The sequence below is a fragment of the Methylibium sp. genome (assembly GCF_013817345.1).
GTDB lineage: Bacteria > Pseudomonadota > Gammaproteobacteria > Burkholderiales > Burkholderiaceae_C > Methylibium.
On the sequence record NZ_JACDCW010000093.1, the window covers coordinates 1 to 16399 of the forward strand.

General features: G+C 66.6%; 16 protein-coding genes and 1 pseudogene. 7 read left to right on the forward strand and 10 right to left on the reverse strand.

Annotated elements, in window-relative coordinates; translation table 11 throughout:
• Nucleotides 1–86 precede the first annotated feature (86 nt).
• Entirely contained in the window at nt 87–1211 is a 1125-nt protein-coding gene (locus tag H0W40_RS15545) for an AIR synthase-related protein (protein ID WP_292447909.1), read from the forward strand.
• 53 nt (nt 1212–1264) lie between these two features.
• Here the strand turns inward: H0W40_RS15545 and H0W40_RS15550 are convergent, their stop codons facing one another.
• Nucleotides 1265–2557, reverse strand: a complete 1293-nt coding sequence (locus tag H0W40_RS15550; protein WP_292447912.1) for a phosphatidylserine/phosphatidylglycerophosphate/cardiolipin synthase family protein — start codon at nt 2555–2557, stop codon at nt 1265–1267.
• Between the two features lie 281 nt (nt 2558–2838).
• Here H0W40_RS15550 and H0W40_RS15555 point away from each other — a divergent pair, with 281 nt between their 5' ends.
• On the forward strand, nt 2839–3912 hold the full coding sequence (locus H0W40_RS15555; protein ID WP_292447914.1) for a diguanylate cyclase: 1074 nt from the start codon (nt 2839–2841) through the stop codon (nt 3910–3912).
• Nucleotides 3913–3933: 21 nt separating this feature from the next.
• Here H0W40_RS15555 and H0W40_RS15560 read toward each other — a convergent pair whose 3' ends face one another.
• The 4 genes from H0W40_RS15560 to H0W40_RS15575 all read right to left on the reverse strand — a co-directional run bounded on the left by H0W40_RS15560 (nt 3934) and on the right by H0W40_RS15575 (nt 7943).
• Entirely contained in the window at nt 3934–4425 is a 492-nt protein-coding gene (locus H0W40_RS15560; protein ID WP_292447917.1) for a dihydrofolate reductase, read from the reverse strand.
• Nucleotides 4422–5228, reverse strand: a complete 807-nt coding sequence (locus H0W40_RS15565; RefSeq protein ID WP_292447943.1) for a thymidylate synthase — start codon at nt 5226–5228, stop codon at nt 4422–4424. Before H0W40_RS15565 ends, H0W40_RS15560 begins: the two co-directional genes overlap by 4 nt.
• A gap of 151 nt (nt 5229–5379) precedes the next feature.
• Nucleotides 5380–6075 (reverse strand): OmpA family protein, encoded by a 696-nt coding sequence (locus H0W40_RS15570; RefSeq protein WP_292447918.1) that lies wholly within the window; start codon nt 6073–6075, stop codon nt 5380–5382.
• Nucleotides 6076–6170: 95 nt separating this feature from the next.
• Nucleotides 6171–7943 (reverse strand): ABC transporter transmembrane domain-containing protein, encoded by a 1773-nt coding sequence (locus tag H0W40_RS15575; protein ID WP_292447946.1) that lies wholly within the window; start codon nt 7941–7943, stop codon nt 6171–6173.
• Nucleotides 7944–8318: 375 nt separating this feature from the next.
• On the opposite strand from H0W40_RS15575, the gene H0W40_RS15580 reads away from it, so the two are divergent.
• The 4 genes and pseudogenes from H0W40_RS15580 (at nt 8319) to H0W40_RS15595 (ending at nt 10741) form a co-directional block, all read left to right on the forward strand.
• Nucleotides 8319–8828, forward strand: coding sequence for a hypothetical protein (locus tag H0W40_RS15580; protein ID WP_292447921.1), 510 nt, complete (start codon nt 8319–8321; stop codon nt 8826–8828).
• 84 nt (nt 8829–8912) lie between these two features.
• On the forward strand, nt 8913–9401 hold the full coding sequence (locus tag H0W40_RS15585; RefSeq protein ID WP_292447923.1) for a hypothetical protein: 489 nt from the start codon (nt 8913–8915) through the stop codon (nt 9399–9401).
• Nucleotides 9402–9515: 114 nt separating this feature from the next.
• A complete protein-coding gene (locus H0W40_RS15590) occupies nt 9516–9638 on the forward strand; it encodes a hypothetical protein (protein ID WP_292447926.1) in 123 nt (40 codons plus the stop codon).
• 169 nt (nt 9639–9807) lie between these two features.
• Nucleotides 9808–10741 (forward strand): annotated as a pseudogene (locus H0W40_RS15595) (GGDEF domain-containing protein).
• Between the two features lie 12 nt (nt 10742–10753).
• On the opposite strand, the gene H0W40_RS15600 reads toward H0W40_RS15595, so the two are convergent.
• The 4 genes from H0W40_RS15600 to phnC are packed head-to-tail and all read right to left on the reverse strand — an operon-like array spanning nt 10754 to nt 14291.
• Complete coding sequence (locus tag H0W40_RS15600; protein WP_292447928.1) at nt 10754–11764, reverse strand: NAD(P)-dependent oxidoreductase; 1011 nt, start codon at nt 11762–11764, stop codon at nt 10754–10756.
• Complete coding sequence (phnE, locus tag H0W40_RS15605; protein WP_292447931.1) at nt 11761–12573, reverse strand: phosphonate ABC transporter, permease protein PhnE; 813 nt, start codon at nt 12571–12573, stop codon at nt 11761–11763. Before phnE ends, H0W40_RS15600 begins: the two co-directional genes overlap by 4 nt.
• Nucleotides 12570–13460: a phosphate/phosphite/phosphonate ABC transporter substrate-binding protein gene (gene phnD / locus H0W40_RS15610; RefSeq protein ID WP_292447934.1), complete on the reverse strand. Its 891-nt coding sequence runs from the start codon at nt 13458–13460 to the stop codon at nt 12570–12572. The genes phnE and phnD overlap by 4 nt, the downstream gene beginning before the upstream one ends.
• Before the next feature lie 21 nt (nt 13461–13481).
• A complete protein-coding gene (gene phnC / locus H0W40_RS15615) occupies nt 13482–14291 on the reverse strand; it encodes a phosphonate ABC transporter ATP-binding protein (RefSeq protein WP_292447937.1) in 810 nt (269 codons plus the stop codon).
• A gap of 109 nt (nt 14292–14400) precedes the next feature.
• Here phnC and H0W40_RS15620 point away from each other — a divergent pair, with 109 nt between their 5' ends.
• Nucleotides 14401–15294 (forward strand): LysR substrate-binding domain-containing protein, encoded by an 894-nt coding sequence (locus tag H0W40_RS15620; protein WP_292447938.1) that lies wholly within the window; start codon nt 14401–14403, stop codon nt 15292–15294.
• Nucleotides 15295–15368: 74 nt separating this feature from the next.
• Here the strand turns inward: H0W40_RS15620 and H0W40_RS15625 are convergent, their stop codons facing one another.
• Entirely contained in the window at nt 15369–16181 is an 813-nt protein-coding gene (locus H0W40_RS15625) for an EAL domain-containing protein (protein ID WP_292447941.1), read from the reverse strand.
• Nucleotides 16182–16399 lie beyond the last annotated feature (218 nt).

Here is a 16399-nt window from a genome sequence, read left to right on the forward strand (position 1 = left end):
GTGAGCTCATGCGCTCGATTCTACGGGTCGCTCACTGGCCGATAATCGCCGACTCGCCGCGACGGCGACCCGCCGAACGACCCCTCATGACCCGCAAAGACACCCCCGCCGAGGCGCCGCTCAGCTATGAGCAGGCCGGCGTCGACTACGACTTGATCGACCCGATGAAGGTGGCCGCGCAGCGCGCCGCCAAGAGCACCGCGCGGCATCTGTCGGCACACGGTTTCAGCGAAGTGGCGGCCTCGCGCGGCGAGTCGGCCTATGTCGTGGATGTGGGCCCGTTCTACCTTGCGAGCATCATCGAATGCCTCGGCTCGAAGGCGCTGGTCGCCGACGAGATGAAGGTGCTTACCGGCAGGAGCTACTACGGGGCCATCGCGCAGGACACGATCGCGATGGCGATCAACGATCTCATCACCGTGGGCGCCACGCCGCTGGTGGTGCAGGCCTATTGGGCCGCCGGTGGCAGCGAGTGGTTCGCCGATGGCGAGCGCGCTCAGGCGCTGGTCGAAGGCTGGAAGGCGGCTTGCGACACCTGCGGCGTGGCCTGGGGCGGCGGCGAAACGCCGGCGCTTGCCGGCATCGTGGAGGCCGGCCGTATCGACCTTGCGGCGTCTTGTACGGGGCTGATCAATCCGAAAGAACGGCTCTCGGTCGGCGACAAGCTCGCCCCCGGCGATGCCATCGTGCTGCTGGCCTCGAGTGGCATTCATGCCAACGGCCTGAGCCTGGCCAGAAAGCTCATCGAGCGCCTGCCGCAGGGGTACCTCACCGAAGTGGCCGCTGGCCTGAGCTACGGCGACGCGCTGCTGGTGCCCACCACGCTCTATTCGCCGGTGACCGAGGCGCTCTACAAAGCCGGTATCACGCCGCACTACTGCGCGAACATCACCGGGCATGGTTGGCGCAAGCTTCTGCGCCACCCGGCCGAGCAGACCTACCGCATCCACACGGTGCCGCCGGTGCCGCCGGTGCTGCGCTTCATCGCCGAGCATGCCGGCCACGATGCGCGCGAGGCCTACAGCACGCTCAACATGGGTGCAGGCTTCGCGCTGTTCGTGAAGGCGGCGGATGCCGAGCGCACCGTCGAGACGGCCCGCGCCCAGGGCGTTGCCGCATGGCTTGCCGGAGCGGTCGAAGCGGGGCCGAAGCAGGTGGTCATCGAGCCGATTGGCGTGACGTTCGGGAATGACGATCTGCGGTTGAGATAAGCACTGCCATGACGTTCTCTTCTTGCCGTGGTGGTGGCGAGGTGCTGGTTTGTCTATAGCTGCTCGTTGAACAGGTACAGCGCGCGATCCTTCAGCTTGTGCCAGGCGCCTCGCTGCTTCCATGAGCCAAGCTCGAGCTCGACGCACTGCGCCATGTCTCGCTCGAAGATCGCCTCGAACTCTCGCGCCAGGGCGGCGTCGTTGATGCCCAGGGTGATCTCGTCGTTGATCTCGAACGACCGATCGTCGAAGTTGCTCGACCCGATGGCGCACCACAGACCGTCGATCGTCATCACCTTCTGGTGAAGAAGGGTCTTGCGGTACTCGAAGATCCGTACGCCCCCTTCCAGCAACCGCTCGAAGTTGTGATGGGCCGCGTGCTGGACGATGGGCATGTCGGACGCCTCGGCCGACGGAACCATCACACGGACGTCCACGCCGCGCTTCACCGCTGCCTTCATCGCCTCGATGGCTTCCAACTCCGGCAGGAAATAGGGGTTCTGGATCCACAGGCGTTCCCGTGCGAGGCACAGCACCAGGTGGTGCAGGATCTTGACCGCCGGTGCGGCCCGCTCCGGCTTGACCCTCGCCACATGCACGGCCACGTTGCCGGTGGGCTTCAGGACCGGAAACACATCGTCGCCCAAGAACATCTCGCCAGTCTCGTCGACCCAGTTCTCGCTGAACGCCGACTGCACGGTGGTGACGACGGGACCGCTCACGCGAACGCTGATGTCGCGGAAGTGCTCACTGTCCTGCGCGTCGCCGAGCCAGGAGTCGACGATGCAGTGCCCACCGACGAACGCGGTCCGCCCGTCCAGCACGACGATCTTCCGGTGGTCCCTGCGATTGAGCACGCCGATGTTGCGCAAACGCTTGTCGTGGTATCGCACGACCTTGCAGCCTGCGGCCGCAAGCTCCGTGCAGGCGGCTTCGCCCATGGCCTTGCAACCGTTGGCGTCCAGCAGCACGCGAACCACGATGCCCGCCCGAGCACGCTCTGCCAGCGCGGCGGCAAGCTTTGCACCGAGCTGCCCTTCCTTCCAAAGGAAGGTCTCGAAGTGCACGGATCGCTCCGCTTTCGCGATGGCTTCCAGCAGTACGTCGAAGAAATGCCCGTTCTCGAGCACTTCGACCGTGTTGCCTGAAAGGCAGGTGCCATGCGTCAGGCCGCTCAGCGAGGTGACGAGGCGGTCGATGGGCTCGCGGCTCACGACCGACAACTTCGGATCGCCATGACGCTTGACCGACCAGATGACCAGCGCCAGGACCACCACCACGACCAGCAGAACCGCGGCCAGTGCGACCAGCAGCACGCCGCCCGGTGAGCTCATCCAATCAGGCATCGCGGCAGTGACCGCAGGAAGGCGCAGGCATCATCGTCCTGCGATGGTAGGCGGAGCCGCCGAACCCCGTGTCCAACGGCGCATTGTTTGCTCGGATAGCAGGTTGTCTCGTTCATCTCGCCGCACAGAAGGGGCGGAACTGTCGCCACGGCGTCAATGCCTAAGGCAAAGGCAGCCACACATGTCACAGGAGGCCGGTGTGCCGGGCTGCGAGACAAGTTCGGCGGCTGTGCGCGACTTACCATGCGCACGCGCGTCACAACGCTCCCTCCAGGAACCCGATGTCGGCCACAGCCCCCGTAGCGGTCAGCAGACCGACCCCGCCCAGGGCCAAGAGCCCGGGCCTGGCGGGTGCCGCGTTCTGGACGCTGATGCGCCGCATCGCGGTCCTTGCGCTGTGCGTGGACGTGCTGTATTTCGTCTTGTTCCACGTGCTCGGGCCGCCGGTGCTGGCGTGGATCAATGTGGTCAGCGTCGCCATGTACGGCGCGGCCTACGTGCTGATCCTGCAGCGGCGCAACGCGGCGGCGATCTTTCTCATGTGGGCCGAAGTGCTGGGCCACGCAACGCTCGGCACGGTGCTGCTCGGTTGGGAGAGCGGTTTTCACTATTTCCTGTTGATGTTCATTCCGCTCATCGGCATGGGCAGGTCGGCGCGCGCAATGATCGCGCTGCTGGCGCTGCTGCTGGCCTGCTACCTCGGGCTGGATGCGTTGTCGCATCACCGCGGGGCGGTCTCGCCCTTGTCGCCTGCGGGCCTGATGACGGTAAGGTGGATCAACATCGTCATCGTCTTCTCGATGTTCGTGAGCCTGGCGTACTTCTATCGCGGCACCATTCTTCGGGCTGAGAAGCGACTGCACCTGATGGCCACGCGCGACCCGCTCACGGGCCTCGCGAACCGCCAGCATTTCCAGAGTCTTGCCGAGCACGAGGTGACGCGCAGTCGCCGGTCCGGCGAGCCGGTGGCGCTGGTGATGGCCGATGTCGATTTCTTCAAGCGGATCAACGACCGACACGGCCACGACGCCGGCGACACGGTGCTCGGCCACATCGGCGACACGCTGCTGCGCACGGTTCGCGAACAGGACATCGTCGCGCGGTGGGGCGGCGAGGAATTCTTGATGCTGCTGCCGAACACCGACGCTGCGGGTGCACGCGTGGTGGCGGAGCGGATCCGCCGCTCGGTCGGCTCCTTCGAGGTGGCGCATGAGGGGCAGGGCATTGCCTCCACGCTGTCGTTCGGCACCACCACCCTGCGGCCCGAGGAATCGCTGTCGGATGCACTGCGTCGCGTCGACAGTGCGCTCTACCGCAGCAAGGCTGAAGGGCGCAACCGCGTCGTCAGCGAGTAAGGCGGGCTGCCGCCCTTGCGCTCAGGCGCTCGAGCGGCGCCGATAGTCTGCGAAACGAAAGCGCGGCCCCGGCCCGCTGACCCACGGCTCGCTGCCCTCTTCGAGGAAAGCGGCGCGATCCCACGCAGGAAAGAAGGTGTCGCCCTGGAAGTCGGCGTCGATCTCGGTCAACAGCAAGCGGTCTGCCAGCGGCATCGCCTCGGTGTAGATCTGCGCTCCGCCGATCACGAAGACCTGCGGCGCGCCCTCGGCCAGCCGCAGCGCGCCGTGCAGCGACTCCGCGGTTTCGGCGCCTGGCGCCAGCCACCGCGGGTTGCGGGTGATGACGATGCTGCGCCGCCCGGGCAGCGCCCGCCCGATCGAGTCCCATGTCTTGCGGCCCATGAGGATCGGCGCACCGAGCGTCGTGCGTTTGAAGCGCTGCAGGTCCGCCGGCAGGTGCCACGGCATGGTGCCGCCCTGGCCGATGGCGCCGTTGCGTGCGACCGCCGCGATCAGCACCAGCTCCATCACACGGCCACCGGCGCCTTGATGGCGGGGTGCGGTTCGTAGCCGAGGACTTCGAAATCCTCGACCTCGTAGTCGAAGAGAGAGGCGGGCAGGCGCTTGATGTTCAAGGTGGGGTAGGGCCGGGGCTCGCGGGCGAGTTGCAGTTCGACCTGCTCGCGGTGGTTGCTGTAAAGATGGCAGTCGCCACCGGTCCAGATGAAGTCGCCCACTTCCAGATCGCACTGCTGCGCCAGCATGTGCGTGAGCAGCGCGTAACTGGCGATGTTGAAGGGCACGCCCAGGAAGATGTCGGCGCTGCGCTGGTAGAGCTGGCAGCTCAGGCGGCCCCGCGCCGAGGCCGCGTCGGGCGGCGCCACGTAGAACTGGAAGAAGGCATGGCAGGGCATCAGCGCCATCTTCGGCAGGTCGGCCACGTTCCACGCGCTCACGATGATGCGGCGCGAGTCGGGGTTGGTCTTGAGCTGCCGGACCACTTCGGCGATCTGGTCGATGTGACCGCCAGGGTTGTCGGCAGCGGGCGTCGGCCAGCTGCGCCACTGCACGCCGTACACGGGGCCGAGGTCGCCGTCGGGTCCGGCCCATTCGTTCCAGATGGTCACGCCGCGCTCCTGCAGCCAGCGCGCATTGCCGTCGCCGCGCAGGAACCACAGCAGCTCGAGGATCACGCTCCTGAAGTGCACCTTCTTGGTGGTGACGAGCGGAAAACCTTCGCGCAGGTCGAAGCGCATCTGGTGCCCGAACAGGCTGGTCGTGCCGGTGCCGGTGCGGTCGGGCTTGAACACGCCGTGCGTGTGCACGTGGCGCATGAAGTCTTCGTACTGGGAGCGGATGGGGCGCACGGCGGCGGTCTCGAGCGGCTTGAAAACACCGCGGCGCGCCACGGTGAGGGGGCGCGCCGCGAGAGGCCGGTTCATTGTGCCAGCGGCCGGTGCCGGCGCTTTGGCCGGCGCGGGTCGATCAAGAGCGCGGCTGCGCCGCAGCGGCCGCCTGCTCCGGCTCGCGCAACAAGATCTCGACGCGGCGGTTCTGCGCGCGGCCGGCGACGCTGGTGTTGTCGGCGATCGGCTCGTAGGAGCCGCGGCCGGCGGTCTCCACGCGCGAGGGGCTGATGCCGCGCGCGGCAAGATAGTCGCGCACGCTTTGCGCCCGCTGGACCGACAGCGGATTGTTGACCGCGTCGCTGCCGGTGCTGTCGGTGTGGCCGATGATGCGCACGCGCATGCTCGGGTCGTTGGCCAGGCCGCTGGCGAAGCTGTCGAGCACGGTGCGCAGCTCGGGCTTGATGGCAGAGCGGCCGGTGTCGAAGGAGATGTCGCTCGGCACGTTGAGCTTGAGCTGGTTGTCGGCGGTGCGCGTCACGTCCACGCCGGTGCCTTGGGTGGATTGCTCCATCGCGCGGCGCTTGTCTTCCATCTTCTTCGACCACACGTTGCCGGCGATCGCGCCGCCGATCGCGCCCACCGCCGCGCCCGTGGCTGCGCCCTGCTTGCTGTCGCCGATCAGCACGCCGGCGACGGCGCCGACGGCCGCACCGATGCCGGCGCCCTTGGCCGTGCCGGCTTCGCGCTCGCTCATGTTCTGGCAGCCGGCCAGCAAAGCGGCGGCGCTGAGCGCCAGGATGGCGCGGGCGGCGTGGGTGAGAACGAATTTCATGGTGGATCTCCGGGAGGAAGATGGGGACAGGAATGCCTGCATTTTCAGCCTCGCCACGGTGGCTCCTGCAACGAGGCGTGTCTGTGCGGTGTCGCTCAAGCGGTTGAGCGGGAAGCCACTGCATCCGTGAACTGTGCCGCAGCCAACCGCGAATACAGGCCGCTGCGCGCCAGCAGTTCGGCGTGCGTGCCTGCGTCTACCACCCGCCCGGCTTCGAGCACGACGATGCGGTCGGCATTGATCACCGTGGCCAGCCGGTGTGCGATGACCAGCGTGGTACGCCCGCGCATCGCCGCGTTCAGCGCGGCCTGCACGGCGCGTTCGCTTTCGGTATCGAGCGCGCTGGTCGCTTCGTCGAGCAGCAGCAGCGGCGCGTTCTTGAGGATCGCCCGCGCGATCGAGATGCGTTGGCGCTGGCCGCCCGACAGCCGCACGCCGCGTTCGCCGAGGAAGCTGGCATAGCCTTCTGGCAGCGCGCGGATGAAGCCGTCGGCATGCGCCGCGGTGGCCGCTGCAATGACTTCTTCGTCGCTTGCGTCGGGCCGGCCGTAGCGAATGTTCTCCAGCGCGCTGGTCGAGAACACCACGCTGTCTTGCGGCACCAGGCCGATGCGCCCGCGCAGGGCCTGCAGCTCGGCTTCGTGAACTCCCACTCCGTCGATCGCGATCTGGCCCGACTGCGCGTCGTAAAAGCGCAGCAGCAACTGGAACACCGTGCTCTTGCCGGCACCGCTGGGACCGACCAGTGCCACGGTCTGGCCGGGTTCGACCTCGATCGTCACGTCGTCGAGCGCCAAGGTGAGCGGGCGCGAGGGATAGCGAAAAGCCACGCCCTGGAGGCTGACGCGCGAGCCGACCCTTCCGACCCCCTGCACGCCTCTCTCGTGCATCGGCACGGCCGGCATCGCCGTGGGTTGCGCCGGGCTGGCGATCGGCGAGCGCGTGTGCAGCAACTCGATCAGCCGCTCGCTCGCGCCGGCTGCGCGCAGCAGATCACCATAGACCTCCGCCAGCACCGCTACCGAGCCCACCAGCAGGATGACGTACACGACCGTCTGGCCGAGATGGCCCGCAGTGATCTGGCCGTCGATGACGGCCTGCGTGCCTTGGTAAAGCCCCCACAGCAGGGCACCGAAAGTGGTGCTGATGACGAAAGCCACCAGCCCCGCCCGCATGCGCGTGCGCCGCACCGCGGTGGCGAAGGCGCGCTCGGTGGCGGTGTCGAACCGCTTGGCCTCGCGCGCCTCCTGCGTGTAGCTCTGCACCACCGGCACGGCGTTGAGCACCTCGGCCGCGATGGCGCTCGAATCGGCGACGCGGTCCTGGCTGGCGCGAGAGAGCTTTCTCACCTTGCGGCCGAACCACAGTGCCGGCAGCACCACCAGCACCAGGATGCCCATGACCTGCGACATGACGACCGGGTTGGTGACGATCAGCATGCCCATCGCGCCGATGCCCATCACGGTGTTGCGCAGGCCCATGCTCAGGCTCGAGCCGATCACCGCCTGCACCAGGGTGGTGTCGGTGGTGAGGCGTGAGAGCACTTCGCCGGTCTGGGTGGTTTCGAAGAATTCGGGGCTTTGGCGGACGACGTGCGCATAGACGGCATTGCGCAGGTCGGCGGTGATGCGCTCGCCCAGCCACGTGACCATGTAGAAGCGTGCCGCCGAGAACACACCGAGCGCCGCGCCGACGGCGAACAGGGCGAAGAAGTGCTCGCGCAACGCCAGCACGCGCTCGCCGGGATCGGCGGCGACCAAGCCCTGATCGATCAGGCTCTTGAGGGCGAGCGGCAAAACCAGCGTGGCGACGGCTGCCAGCAGCAGGAACAACCCGGCCAGAACGATGCGGCCGCGATAGGGCCGCATGAAGGGCAGCAGCGCGCTCAAGGGGCGCACCGAGCGGGCCGGGAGGGCGGGTTGGGACCGGGCGGCGGAAGAGGCGGCGCCCGGCGCTGTGGCGCTGGGGGCCGAAGCAGGGGCAGGGGCGGAAACGGTCATCCGGGAGAGTGTAGGCACCGGGCGAGGCGAGCACGGTGCAGGTACAGATGCGCCGTCGAGGCGATTCGGGACGGGTCTGCTACGTTAAAAATTGGGCGATCTAAATCGGCCGGCAGGACCGTGTATCGAACACGCATTTCGAGGGAAACCTGATGACGACACGCAGACAGGAGATTGACTTAGGCCACGCGCCCATCTAGCGTCGCTGCGTCTAAAACAAGTTAGCTATCGGGGAGCGTCACCGTGTCGCAGGCGAACTTCCAGGAACTTCTTAAGCAAGCAGCCGAACGTGAGGAGGCCAGACAGGCGTCGGAGATTGCTGATGCGCAGCTCGAGGTCGTCACAGCCACGTTTGATCGGGCGACTGCCTATAGCAACCTGATCATTCTTGGCGGATATGCCGGCTACTTCGGACTGTGGCAGTTAACCAAGGATCACTTAACGAAGCAGCAGGCACTCTGGTCAGCACTATTATTCCTGGCGTCCCTCGCAGCGTTCGTGATCTTCGAGGTTACGAAGATGGTTGTGATTCAGAAGGGTGTGATGTCGCAGGCAGCGGTACTCCGCTCACCCGAGGCAAGGAAAAACCCCCAGGCTCTGCTGAAGAAACTCGAAGCCCTAGGCCAGGTTCAAGTGCGAAGCTCAAACCGCTTCATGCGCTTCTGGGTTGTGACCATGGTGCTAACTGTGCCAACTGCTCTGGCGGGAGTTGGAGTCTTGGGTTGGGCATTCGTAGCCGGGCTGGCGAAATGACAGCTAACCCGTCGTTCCAGCGGACCGCCTGCGGCGGCCGCTGAACTTCAACGTTAGGCTTCACTGAGATCCCCGGCTCTCGTCATGCACCTTCTGACACCTGGAACCGCCGCGGAGCTCTTCGACTGTGTCCACACTGAGCTCGACCGCTTCCGCGCGAACCGCCATTGGTATGCCGTCTTCCTTGCAGTCGTCGCCGTCGGCTTTGCCCTTGTGGCCCTGTTCAAGCTTGATCGTGAATTCACGGATCTTCCGCTGCTCCTACTGGCAGGAGCCGTTCATTCACTCGGGTATGTCGGCCTCTACCTACTCATCGGGGCTCTTGTCGTTGCGCGGCTGATGTATGAGTCCACGTACAGTCAGCTTGAAGCCGGCTGGACCCAGCGAGAAGCCGTGCGACGACCAGAACAATCATTCGCAGTAGCGTACTGGCGCTTCGTTCTAGTCGCTGCACCGATCGCCGCGATCGTGTTCACAGTGCTGGCGGCACTCATCGTCGCGGTGTTCTTCATCTTGCCGATGCAGGTGGACGCAGTTTCCGAAGTTCTCTATGCAATGCTGCTGCAGGACTGAAATCAAGTGTGGTTGGTTGCCTGCGCCGTGAGGCCTAACCCTTCGCTCGAGCTGACCTGGAGCTCGTAACGGTTTCGTTGACACTCTGACCTAATGATGGAGTGTTCGATGGGAATGCCTGGGCCTCAAAAGATCAACCGATATGGTGTCGCGTTCAAGCTCAATGCCGTGCAGATGAGCAATCAGCCTGGCGTGCTGATCAAGGACGTTGCCGACCTCCCTCCGGCTGTCTTCTAGCAGCAGCAGGGCCTGCAACCGTGTGTCAACTAAAGCGGTGCAAGTTCCCGCCCTGAAAGCCGTTTCGCTCCCTTTGGGACGCCGCTCATGTCGAACGTGTTGGGCGTTCGCAATTCATTCCCTCCACGCAAGTCACGTCGCCTGAATCGAACACGGTGCTTCAACTTCCATGAACAACATCGAACCGGACAGCGAGGTCTATCGCACCTTGCTGGAATCGACCCGCGCCATACCGTGGAAGATCGATTGGGGCAGCGCAAGGTTCACCTACATCGGCCCGCAGATCGAGCATTTGCTCGGGTGGTCTCCGTCGAGCTGGGTCAGCGTCGACGATTGGGCTGCCCGCATGCACCCAGACGATCGTGAACGGGTCGTCGGCTTCTGCGTGTCCCAGTCTCAGGCCGGTGTCGACCACGAGGCCGACTATCGTGCGCTGACCGCGAGCGGCGAGTACGTCTGGATCCGGGACGTTGTGCATGTCGTGCGCGATGGGAACGGTCGCGTTGAAGCGCTGGTGGGCTTCATGTTCGACATCACGGAGCGCAAGAAGACCGAAGAGAAGCTGCTCAGCCTGCAAAAGGAGCTGGAAGTACTTTTCGTTCCGCGACGCACTGACCGGCGTGGCAAACCGTCGCATGTTCGACTCTGTTTTCGACAAGGAGTGGAGCGAAGCGCGGCGCGACGTCCGGCCACTCTCCTTGATCATGTTCGACGTCGATTTCTTCAAACGCTACAACGACCACTACGGCCACGTCGAGGGTGACGCATGCCTCAAGCGGGTGGCTCATGCGCTGACGCTCTCCGCCAACCGGCCTCGTGATTTCCTGGCTCGCTACGGCGGCGAAGAGTTCGTCTTGCTGCTTCCTGCCAGCGACGAGAACGCGGCGATGGCTGTTGCCGAGCGATGCCGGCAGGCGATCTTCAAGGCGCAGATCGCCCATGCGGCTTCACCCGTCAGCCAGTTGCTCACCGTGAGCATGGGGGTCGGCACGATCATTCCCTCGGGGATCGACGACCCCGTCAAGTTCGTCGATACCGTCGATCGGCGCCTTTACCGCGCCAAGCAGGGCGGACGAGATCGCATCGTGTTCGGCGCTGTCTGACCCGGTAGGCGATCAGCCGTCCGCCGTGCCGGTCGCCATGGCAGCCTGCGCGTCGTTGACCGCATCCTGCGGGCGCCGGTCGCTCAGCGCAGCCAGGATGTTGCTCGCCGCGCGGTGCTCGATCTCGATCCGCACGCGCGCCACCGCCGAGCCGATGTGCGGCGTGAACACGGTGCGTTGCGCCGACCGCAGGCGCTCGGGCACCGAGGAGGGCGCTGCCGGCAAGGACCAGTCCTCGAACTCGAAGACATCTGCCGCATAGCCGCCGAGGCGGCCCGACTGCAAGGCCGTGGCGATCGACTCCTCGTCCACCACTGAGCCTCGGCCCACATTGACGATGAGCTGCCCCGGCTTGGCGTCGTGCAGCACGCTGGCGCCGATCAGGTGGCGAGTGGTCGGCGTGAGCGGCACGGCCACGAAGAGCCAGTCCGCGCGCGACACCGCTTGCTGAAGGCTGCACGGTTCGACGCCGGGGATCGATGGCGCCGCGGGGTCGTAGCCCAGGATGCGGCTGCAGCCAAAGCCGCGCAGCCGCTCGACGATCGCCCGGCCGACCATGCCCAGCCCGAGCACCGCCGCGACCGACCCGTCGAGCCCGGTGCCGTACAACTGAGGGCGCCACCCCAGATGCGCGCCGCTGCGCACGCGGGCGTCGCCTTGCAGCACGTTGCGGCCTAGCGCAATGGCCAGGCCGATGGCCAGCTCCGCGGTCGGCGCCGTGAGCAGATCGGGCACGATGCTCAGCCACACACCGGCTTCGGTGCAGGCCTGCACGTCGTAGCTGTCCAGCCCCTTGAGCGCGCAGGCCACGATGCGCAGCGAAGGCGCTGCGGCAAGCAGCCTGGCGTCCACCCGGTCGGTCATGAAGCCCATGACGGCGCTGGCGTCGCGCACATTGGCGCGCAGCTCGGCGGGGCTCCACGGCTCCACCGCGGTGTTCATGCGCAGTTCGCCGGCTTCGCGCAGGCGCTCGGCCACTTCGTCGTGGATGCGGTTGGTGGCAACGATGATCGGTCGGTTCATTTGAGTCGTTTTCTGAGTGCGGCGCCCGTGGCATCGACGACGACGACACAGGCCAGGATGGTGAGAAGGATGGCGGCGACCTGGTCGTAGCGGATCAGCCGCAGTGCGGCCATGAGCTCGAAGCCGATGCCGCCCGCCCCCACGATGCCGAGCACCGCCGAGGCGCGGAAGTGGTACTCCCAGCGGTACAGCGTGATGTCGGCCAGTTGCGGCAGCACCTGCGGCAGCACGGCGTGCGTGATCACCTGGAAGCGGCTCGCGCCGGCGGCGCGGGCGGCCTCCAGCGGCTTGGGATCGACGTGCTCGATGGCCTCTGCATAGAACTTGCCGACCATGCCGGTCGAGTGCAGCGCCAGCGCCAGCACGCCGGGCAGGGCGCCGAAGCCGACGGCGGCCACGAAGATGATGCCCAGGATGATCTCCGGCACCGAACGCATCGCCGCGAGCAGCGTGCGCGCGATCCGGTAGATGCCCGCATGCGGCGACGTGTTCGGCGCCGCCAGCAAGGCCAGTGGCAGCGACAGCACCACCGCGAGTGCCGTGCCGGCCACCGACATGGCCAGGGTGTCGAGCAGCGGTTTCAACCACGCTTCGAAGCGCGAGAAATCCGGCGGGATCATCTCGCTGCCGAGCTGCGCCAGCGCCGGTGCCCCTTCGACCAGGCGCTGCACGTCGAAGAAGCCCGTGAGCGCCAGCGCCAGGAGGCACACCGCCACCACGGCCGCGATCAGCACCGTGTTGCGCCGCCCCGCAGCCGCGTTGGTTTCGAGAATGGAGCGATAGCGCTCGGGCAGCGCGGCCTGGTTCATTGCATGCTCTCGAGCTCGATGTTCAGGACCTGCGCGGTCTCGCGAAGGACGTCGTAGGCCTTGTCGTCCGTCGCCATGAAGCCTTCGACGCGAAAGGCCTTCAGCACCTCGGCGTCCTTCATGTCGATGAAGGCGGAGCGGATCTGCGCCTTGAGCGCCGGCGACAACTTGCCTTGCATGACGATCGGGTAGTTGGGGATCGGTGCCGACTGGGCGAGCTCCACGATCTTCGAAGGATCGATGGTCTTACGCTCGACGAGCGTGTCGTAGATGGGCTTGGACAGAGCCCCTGCCGGCAACTGGCCGGTCTGTACGGCGCGCGCGACCGCATCGTGCGTGCCCACATGCACGGGCCGATAGTCTTTCTCGCCGTCGAGCTTGGCCATCTTGAGCAGATGCGCGCGTGGGGCGAGGTGGCTGGAGGTCGAGGCCTGGTCGCCGAAGCCGAAGGGCTTGCCGCGCACGTCGGCCAGCGTCTTCACCGGCCCGCCCGCCGTCGCGATGAGAACCGAGGTGTAGGTCGGCGCGCCGCGCTCGACGCCCACTGCAAAGGCTTCGATCTGCGGCGCCTTGCTCTTGGCGAGCACGTAGGAGAAGGGGCCGAAGTAGCCGATCTCGATGCGGCCGAAGCGCATGGCTTCGATCATCGAGGAGTAGTCGGTGGTGACGATCAGCTCGATCTCCTTCTTCAGCGTGCGCTCCAGGTAGGCCTTGAGCGGCTGGGCGTTCTGGATCAGCGTGGAGGCGTTTTCGTCGGGCAGCAGCGCGACGCGCAGCTTCGACGGGTTGGCCGACTGGGCCGATGCCGAGGGTGCGAGCCAGGCGGAGGCGCAAAGGGCGAGCAGGCTGCAGGCAGCGGCTTGGGCGAGGGCGGATCGACGGTTCATGGTGAGCTCCTTTGGGTGGGGTCAGGCGAAGGTTTCCAAGGCAAGGGCGGTAGCCCCGATGCCTGCGGGCTGCGGGCGCTTCTCGGCGCGATCCTTGTTGGCGTAGAGAGATTCGGTGGCGTCTTTCGTCAAGGCTTCGGGTGCGCCGTCGAACACGACGCGCCCGCTGTTCAAGCCGACGATGCGGTCAGCGAACTCCTTGGCGAAGTGCACCTGGTGCAGGCTCACGACGGCGGTGATGCGATCGGTCTTGCAGATGTCGCGCAGCAGCGTCATCACATCCAGCGCGGTGGCGGGGTCGAGGCTGGCAACGGGTTCGTCGGCCAGGATCAGCTTGGGCTGCTGAACCAGCGCGCGGGCGATGCCGACCCGCTGCTGCTGGCCGCCCGAGAGTTCGTCGGCCCGTTGCAAGGCATGCGTCAGCAGCCCGACCCGGTCGATGGCCGCGAGCGCGAGCGTCTTGTCGGCGTGGGACCACGGCCTCATGAAGGCCAGCGGGCCGTGGTAGCCCAGGCGGCCGGTGAGCACGTTGCTCAGCACCGAGGCGCGGCCGATCAGGTGATGCTGCTGGAACACCATGCCGGTCGTGCGGCGGTGCTGCCTGAGCACGGCCGGGTCGGCGAGGCTGCCGATGCCCGGAATCTCCACCGCGCCGGCGGTGGGGCGGACCAAGCCGTTGAGCGTTCGCAGCAGCGTGGACTTGCCGGCGCCCGAAGAGCCCAGCAGCACGAGCAGTTGCCCGGGAAGAATGGACAGGGTGGTCGGGTGCAAGGCGGTGCTGGTCTGCCGGTACACGACCTGCGCCGCATGGGTGCAAAGGATGGGTTGCATGCTCGTTTCCTCCTGAACTGCGGTGGACATGCCTGCACGGTAGGCGGCTCACATCACAGGAGGATTAACGATGCCGTCACACGACCCGCCCAACATATAGGGCAGGTCTATGGACAGCACTTCGTCGGAGCTTCGGGCTTTCAACTCGGCGGCGCGCCTGGGCAGCATGTCGGCCGCGGCGCGCGAGCTGGCGTTGACGCAACCGACGGTGTCGGCGCACGTGGCGGCCCTGGAGCGGCGCTTCGGTGTGGAGCTCTTCTTCCGCAAGGGGCGGCGGATCGAGCTGACGGAGTTCGGCGCCTCGCTGCACGAGACCACGCACCGGATGTTCAGCGCGGAGCACGATGCGGTGGCGTTGCTGCACCAGGCGCGCAGCGAATACTGCGGCCGGCTGCGCATCTGCGCGGTCGGCCCCTACAACGTCACGCCGCTGATCCTGCAGTACCGGGCGCGCTGGCCGCGCGTGCAGATCGCGGTGAGCATCAGCGACTCGGCGGAGATCGTGCGGCGCGTGCTCGACCATCAGGGCGACATCGGCATGCCCTTGCAGGCGGTCGATGATCCGCGCGTTCACTGCGAGCCCTACCGGCGGCAGGCGCTCGTCGTGTTCGGCCCGCGGGATCATCCCTTGCTGGCGCAGGAGGGCCCCCTGGCGCTCGAAGACCTGCAGGGACAGCTCTTCGTGCTGCGCGAGCACGGCTCGAGCACGCGCCGGGTGTTCGAGGCCACCCTCGAACACGCCGGCGTGTCCGTTCGCTGCGCCGTGGAGATGGGCAGTCGCGAAGCGGTCAGGGAAGCCGTGGCGCAGGGGCTGGGACTGGGTGTCGTGGCCGAGTTCGCGTACGTGGCCGATCCGCGTTTGGCGGTGCTGCCGATCCGGCATGAGGCGCTGTATACGCACCCGCACCTCATCTGTTTGAAGGACCGGCTGCCCACGCGGCTGATCGCCAATTTCGTGTCGGTGTTCGCGGCCGAGCGTGCAAAGTTCGAACGCGCAGCGTGAGCGATCGCGCCGGCACCGGACGCGGATGTTCTGAAGGCCTTGCTCGCGCGCCCGAAGCGGCGAGCGCCGCCGCTTCAGCGCTTCAGGTGAGGAATCGCCTCAGGAGCGACCAGCGACTGAAAGCTCGGCCGGGCGAACAGATAGCCCTGCATGAGGCTCACGCCGGTGCTGCGCAGAAACTCCATTTCGCCCAGGGTTTCGATGCCTTCGGCGATGACCAGAATGCCGAGTTCGTGGCACATGCGCACTGTGGCGGCCACGATGATCTGGCGCGCCGCGTGCGTGTCGATGCCGCGGATGAGCTCCATGTCGAGCTTGACCAGATCTGGCTGGAACTGCGAGAGCAGGTTCAGCCCGGCATAGCCTGCGCCGAAGTCGTCGATCGCGGTCAGGAAGCCGATGCGCTGGTACTCGCTCATCACCTTGGCATACCAGGCGCCGTCGCCGACGCGCTCGCCCTCGATGGTCTCGAAGATGATCTTCTCGATCGGAAAGCCGTGCGCGCGCGCTGCCGCCAGCGTGGTGCGAATGCACACCTCCGGGCGGTACACGGCGTTGGGCAGGAAGTTGATCGACAGCCGTTCGGTCATGCCGAGCTGCACGGCGCCCTTGATGGCCTTGACGCGGCAGGCCTGGTCGAAGCGGTAGCGGTTGGCGTCGTTCACCTGCGACAGCACGGTGGGCGCCGGCTCCCCGGCGGGGCCGCGCACGAGCGCCTCGTGGGCGTAGATGCCGCCGCGGGCGAGATCGACGATCGGCTGGTAGGCGAAGCTGAACTCGAAGCCGAGGCGTTCGCCGTCCGAACAGCCGCTGCAGTCTTGCTGCTGAGCGTCGTCGAGCGGCGCGAAGTTGGACGCGCGAATGGGAATCGGGGGAATCGAGGACATCGTGGAACTGCTCCGGCATCTCGATGCTTGCGCCGTCGGGTAACAGGCGCCAGAGCAATGTAGCCGTGCTGCGCAAGCACAAAGCCCCGATCAGCCGCCCTTGTGTCGCTTATTGCGCACGATCGCGGTCCGAAAAGGGCAAACATCGCGGATGGGGTGCGCGAGCTAAGCCACGGGCGGGCGGCGTTCGCAGCGCCGGTGCGGCGGTCGGCCCGCGC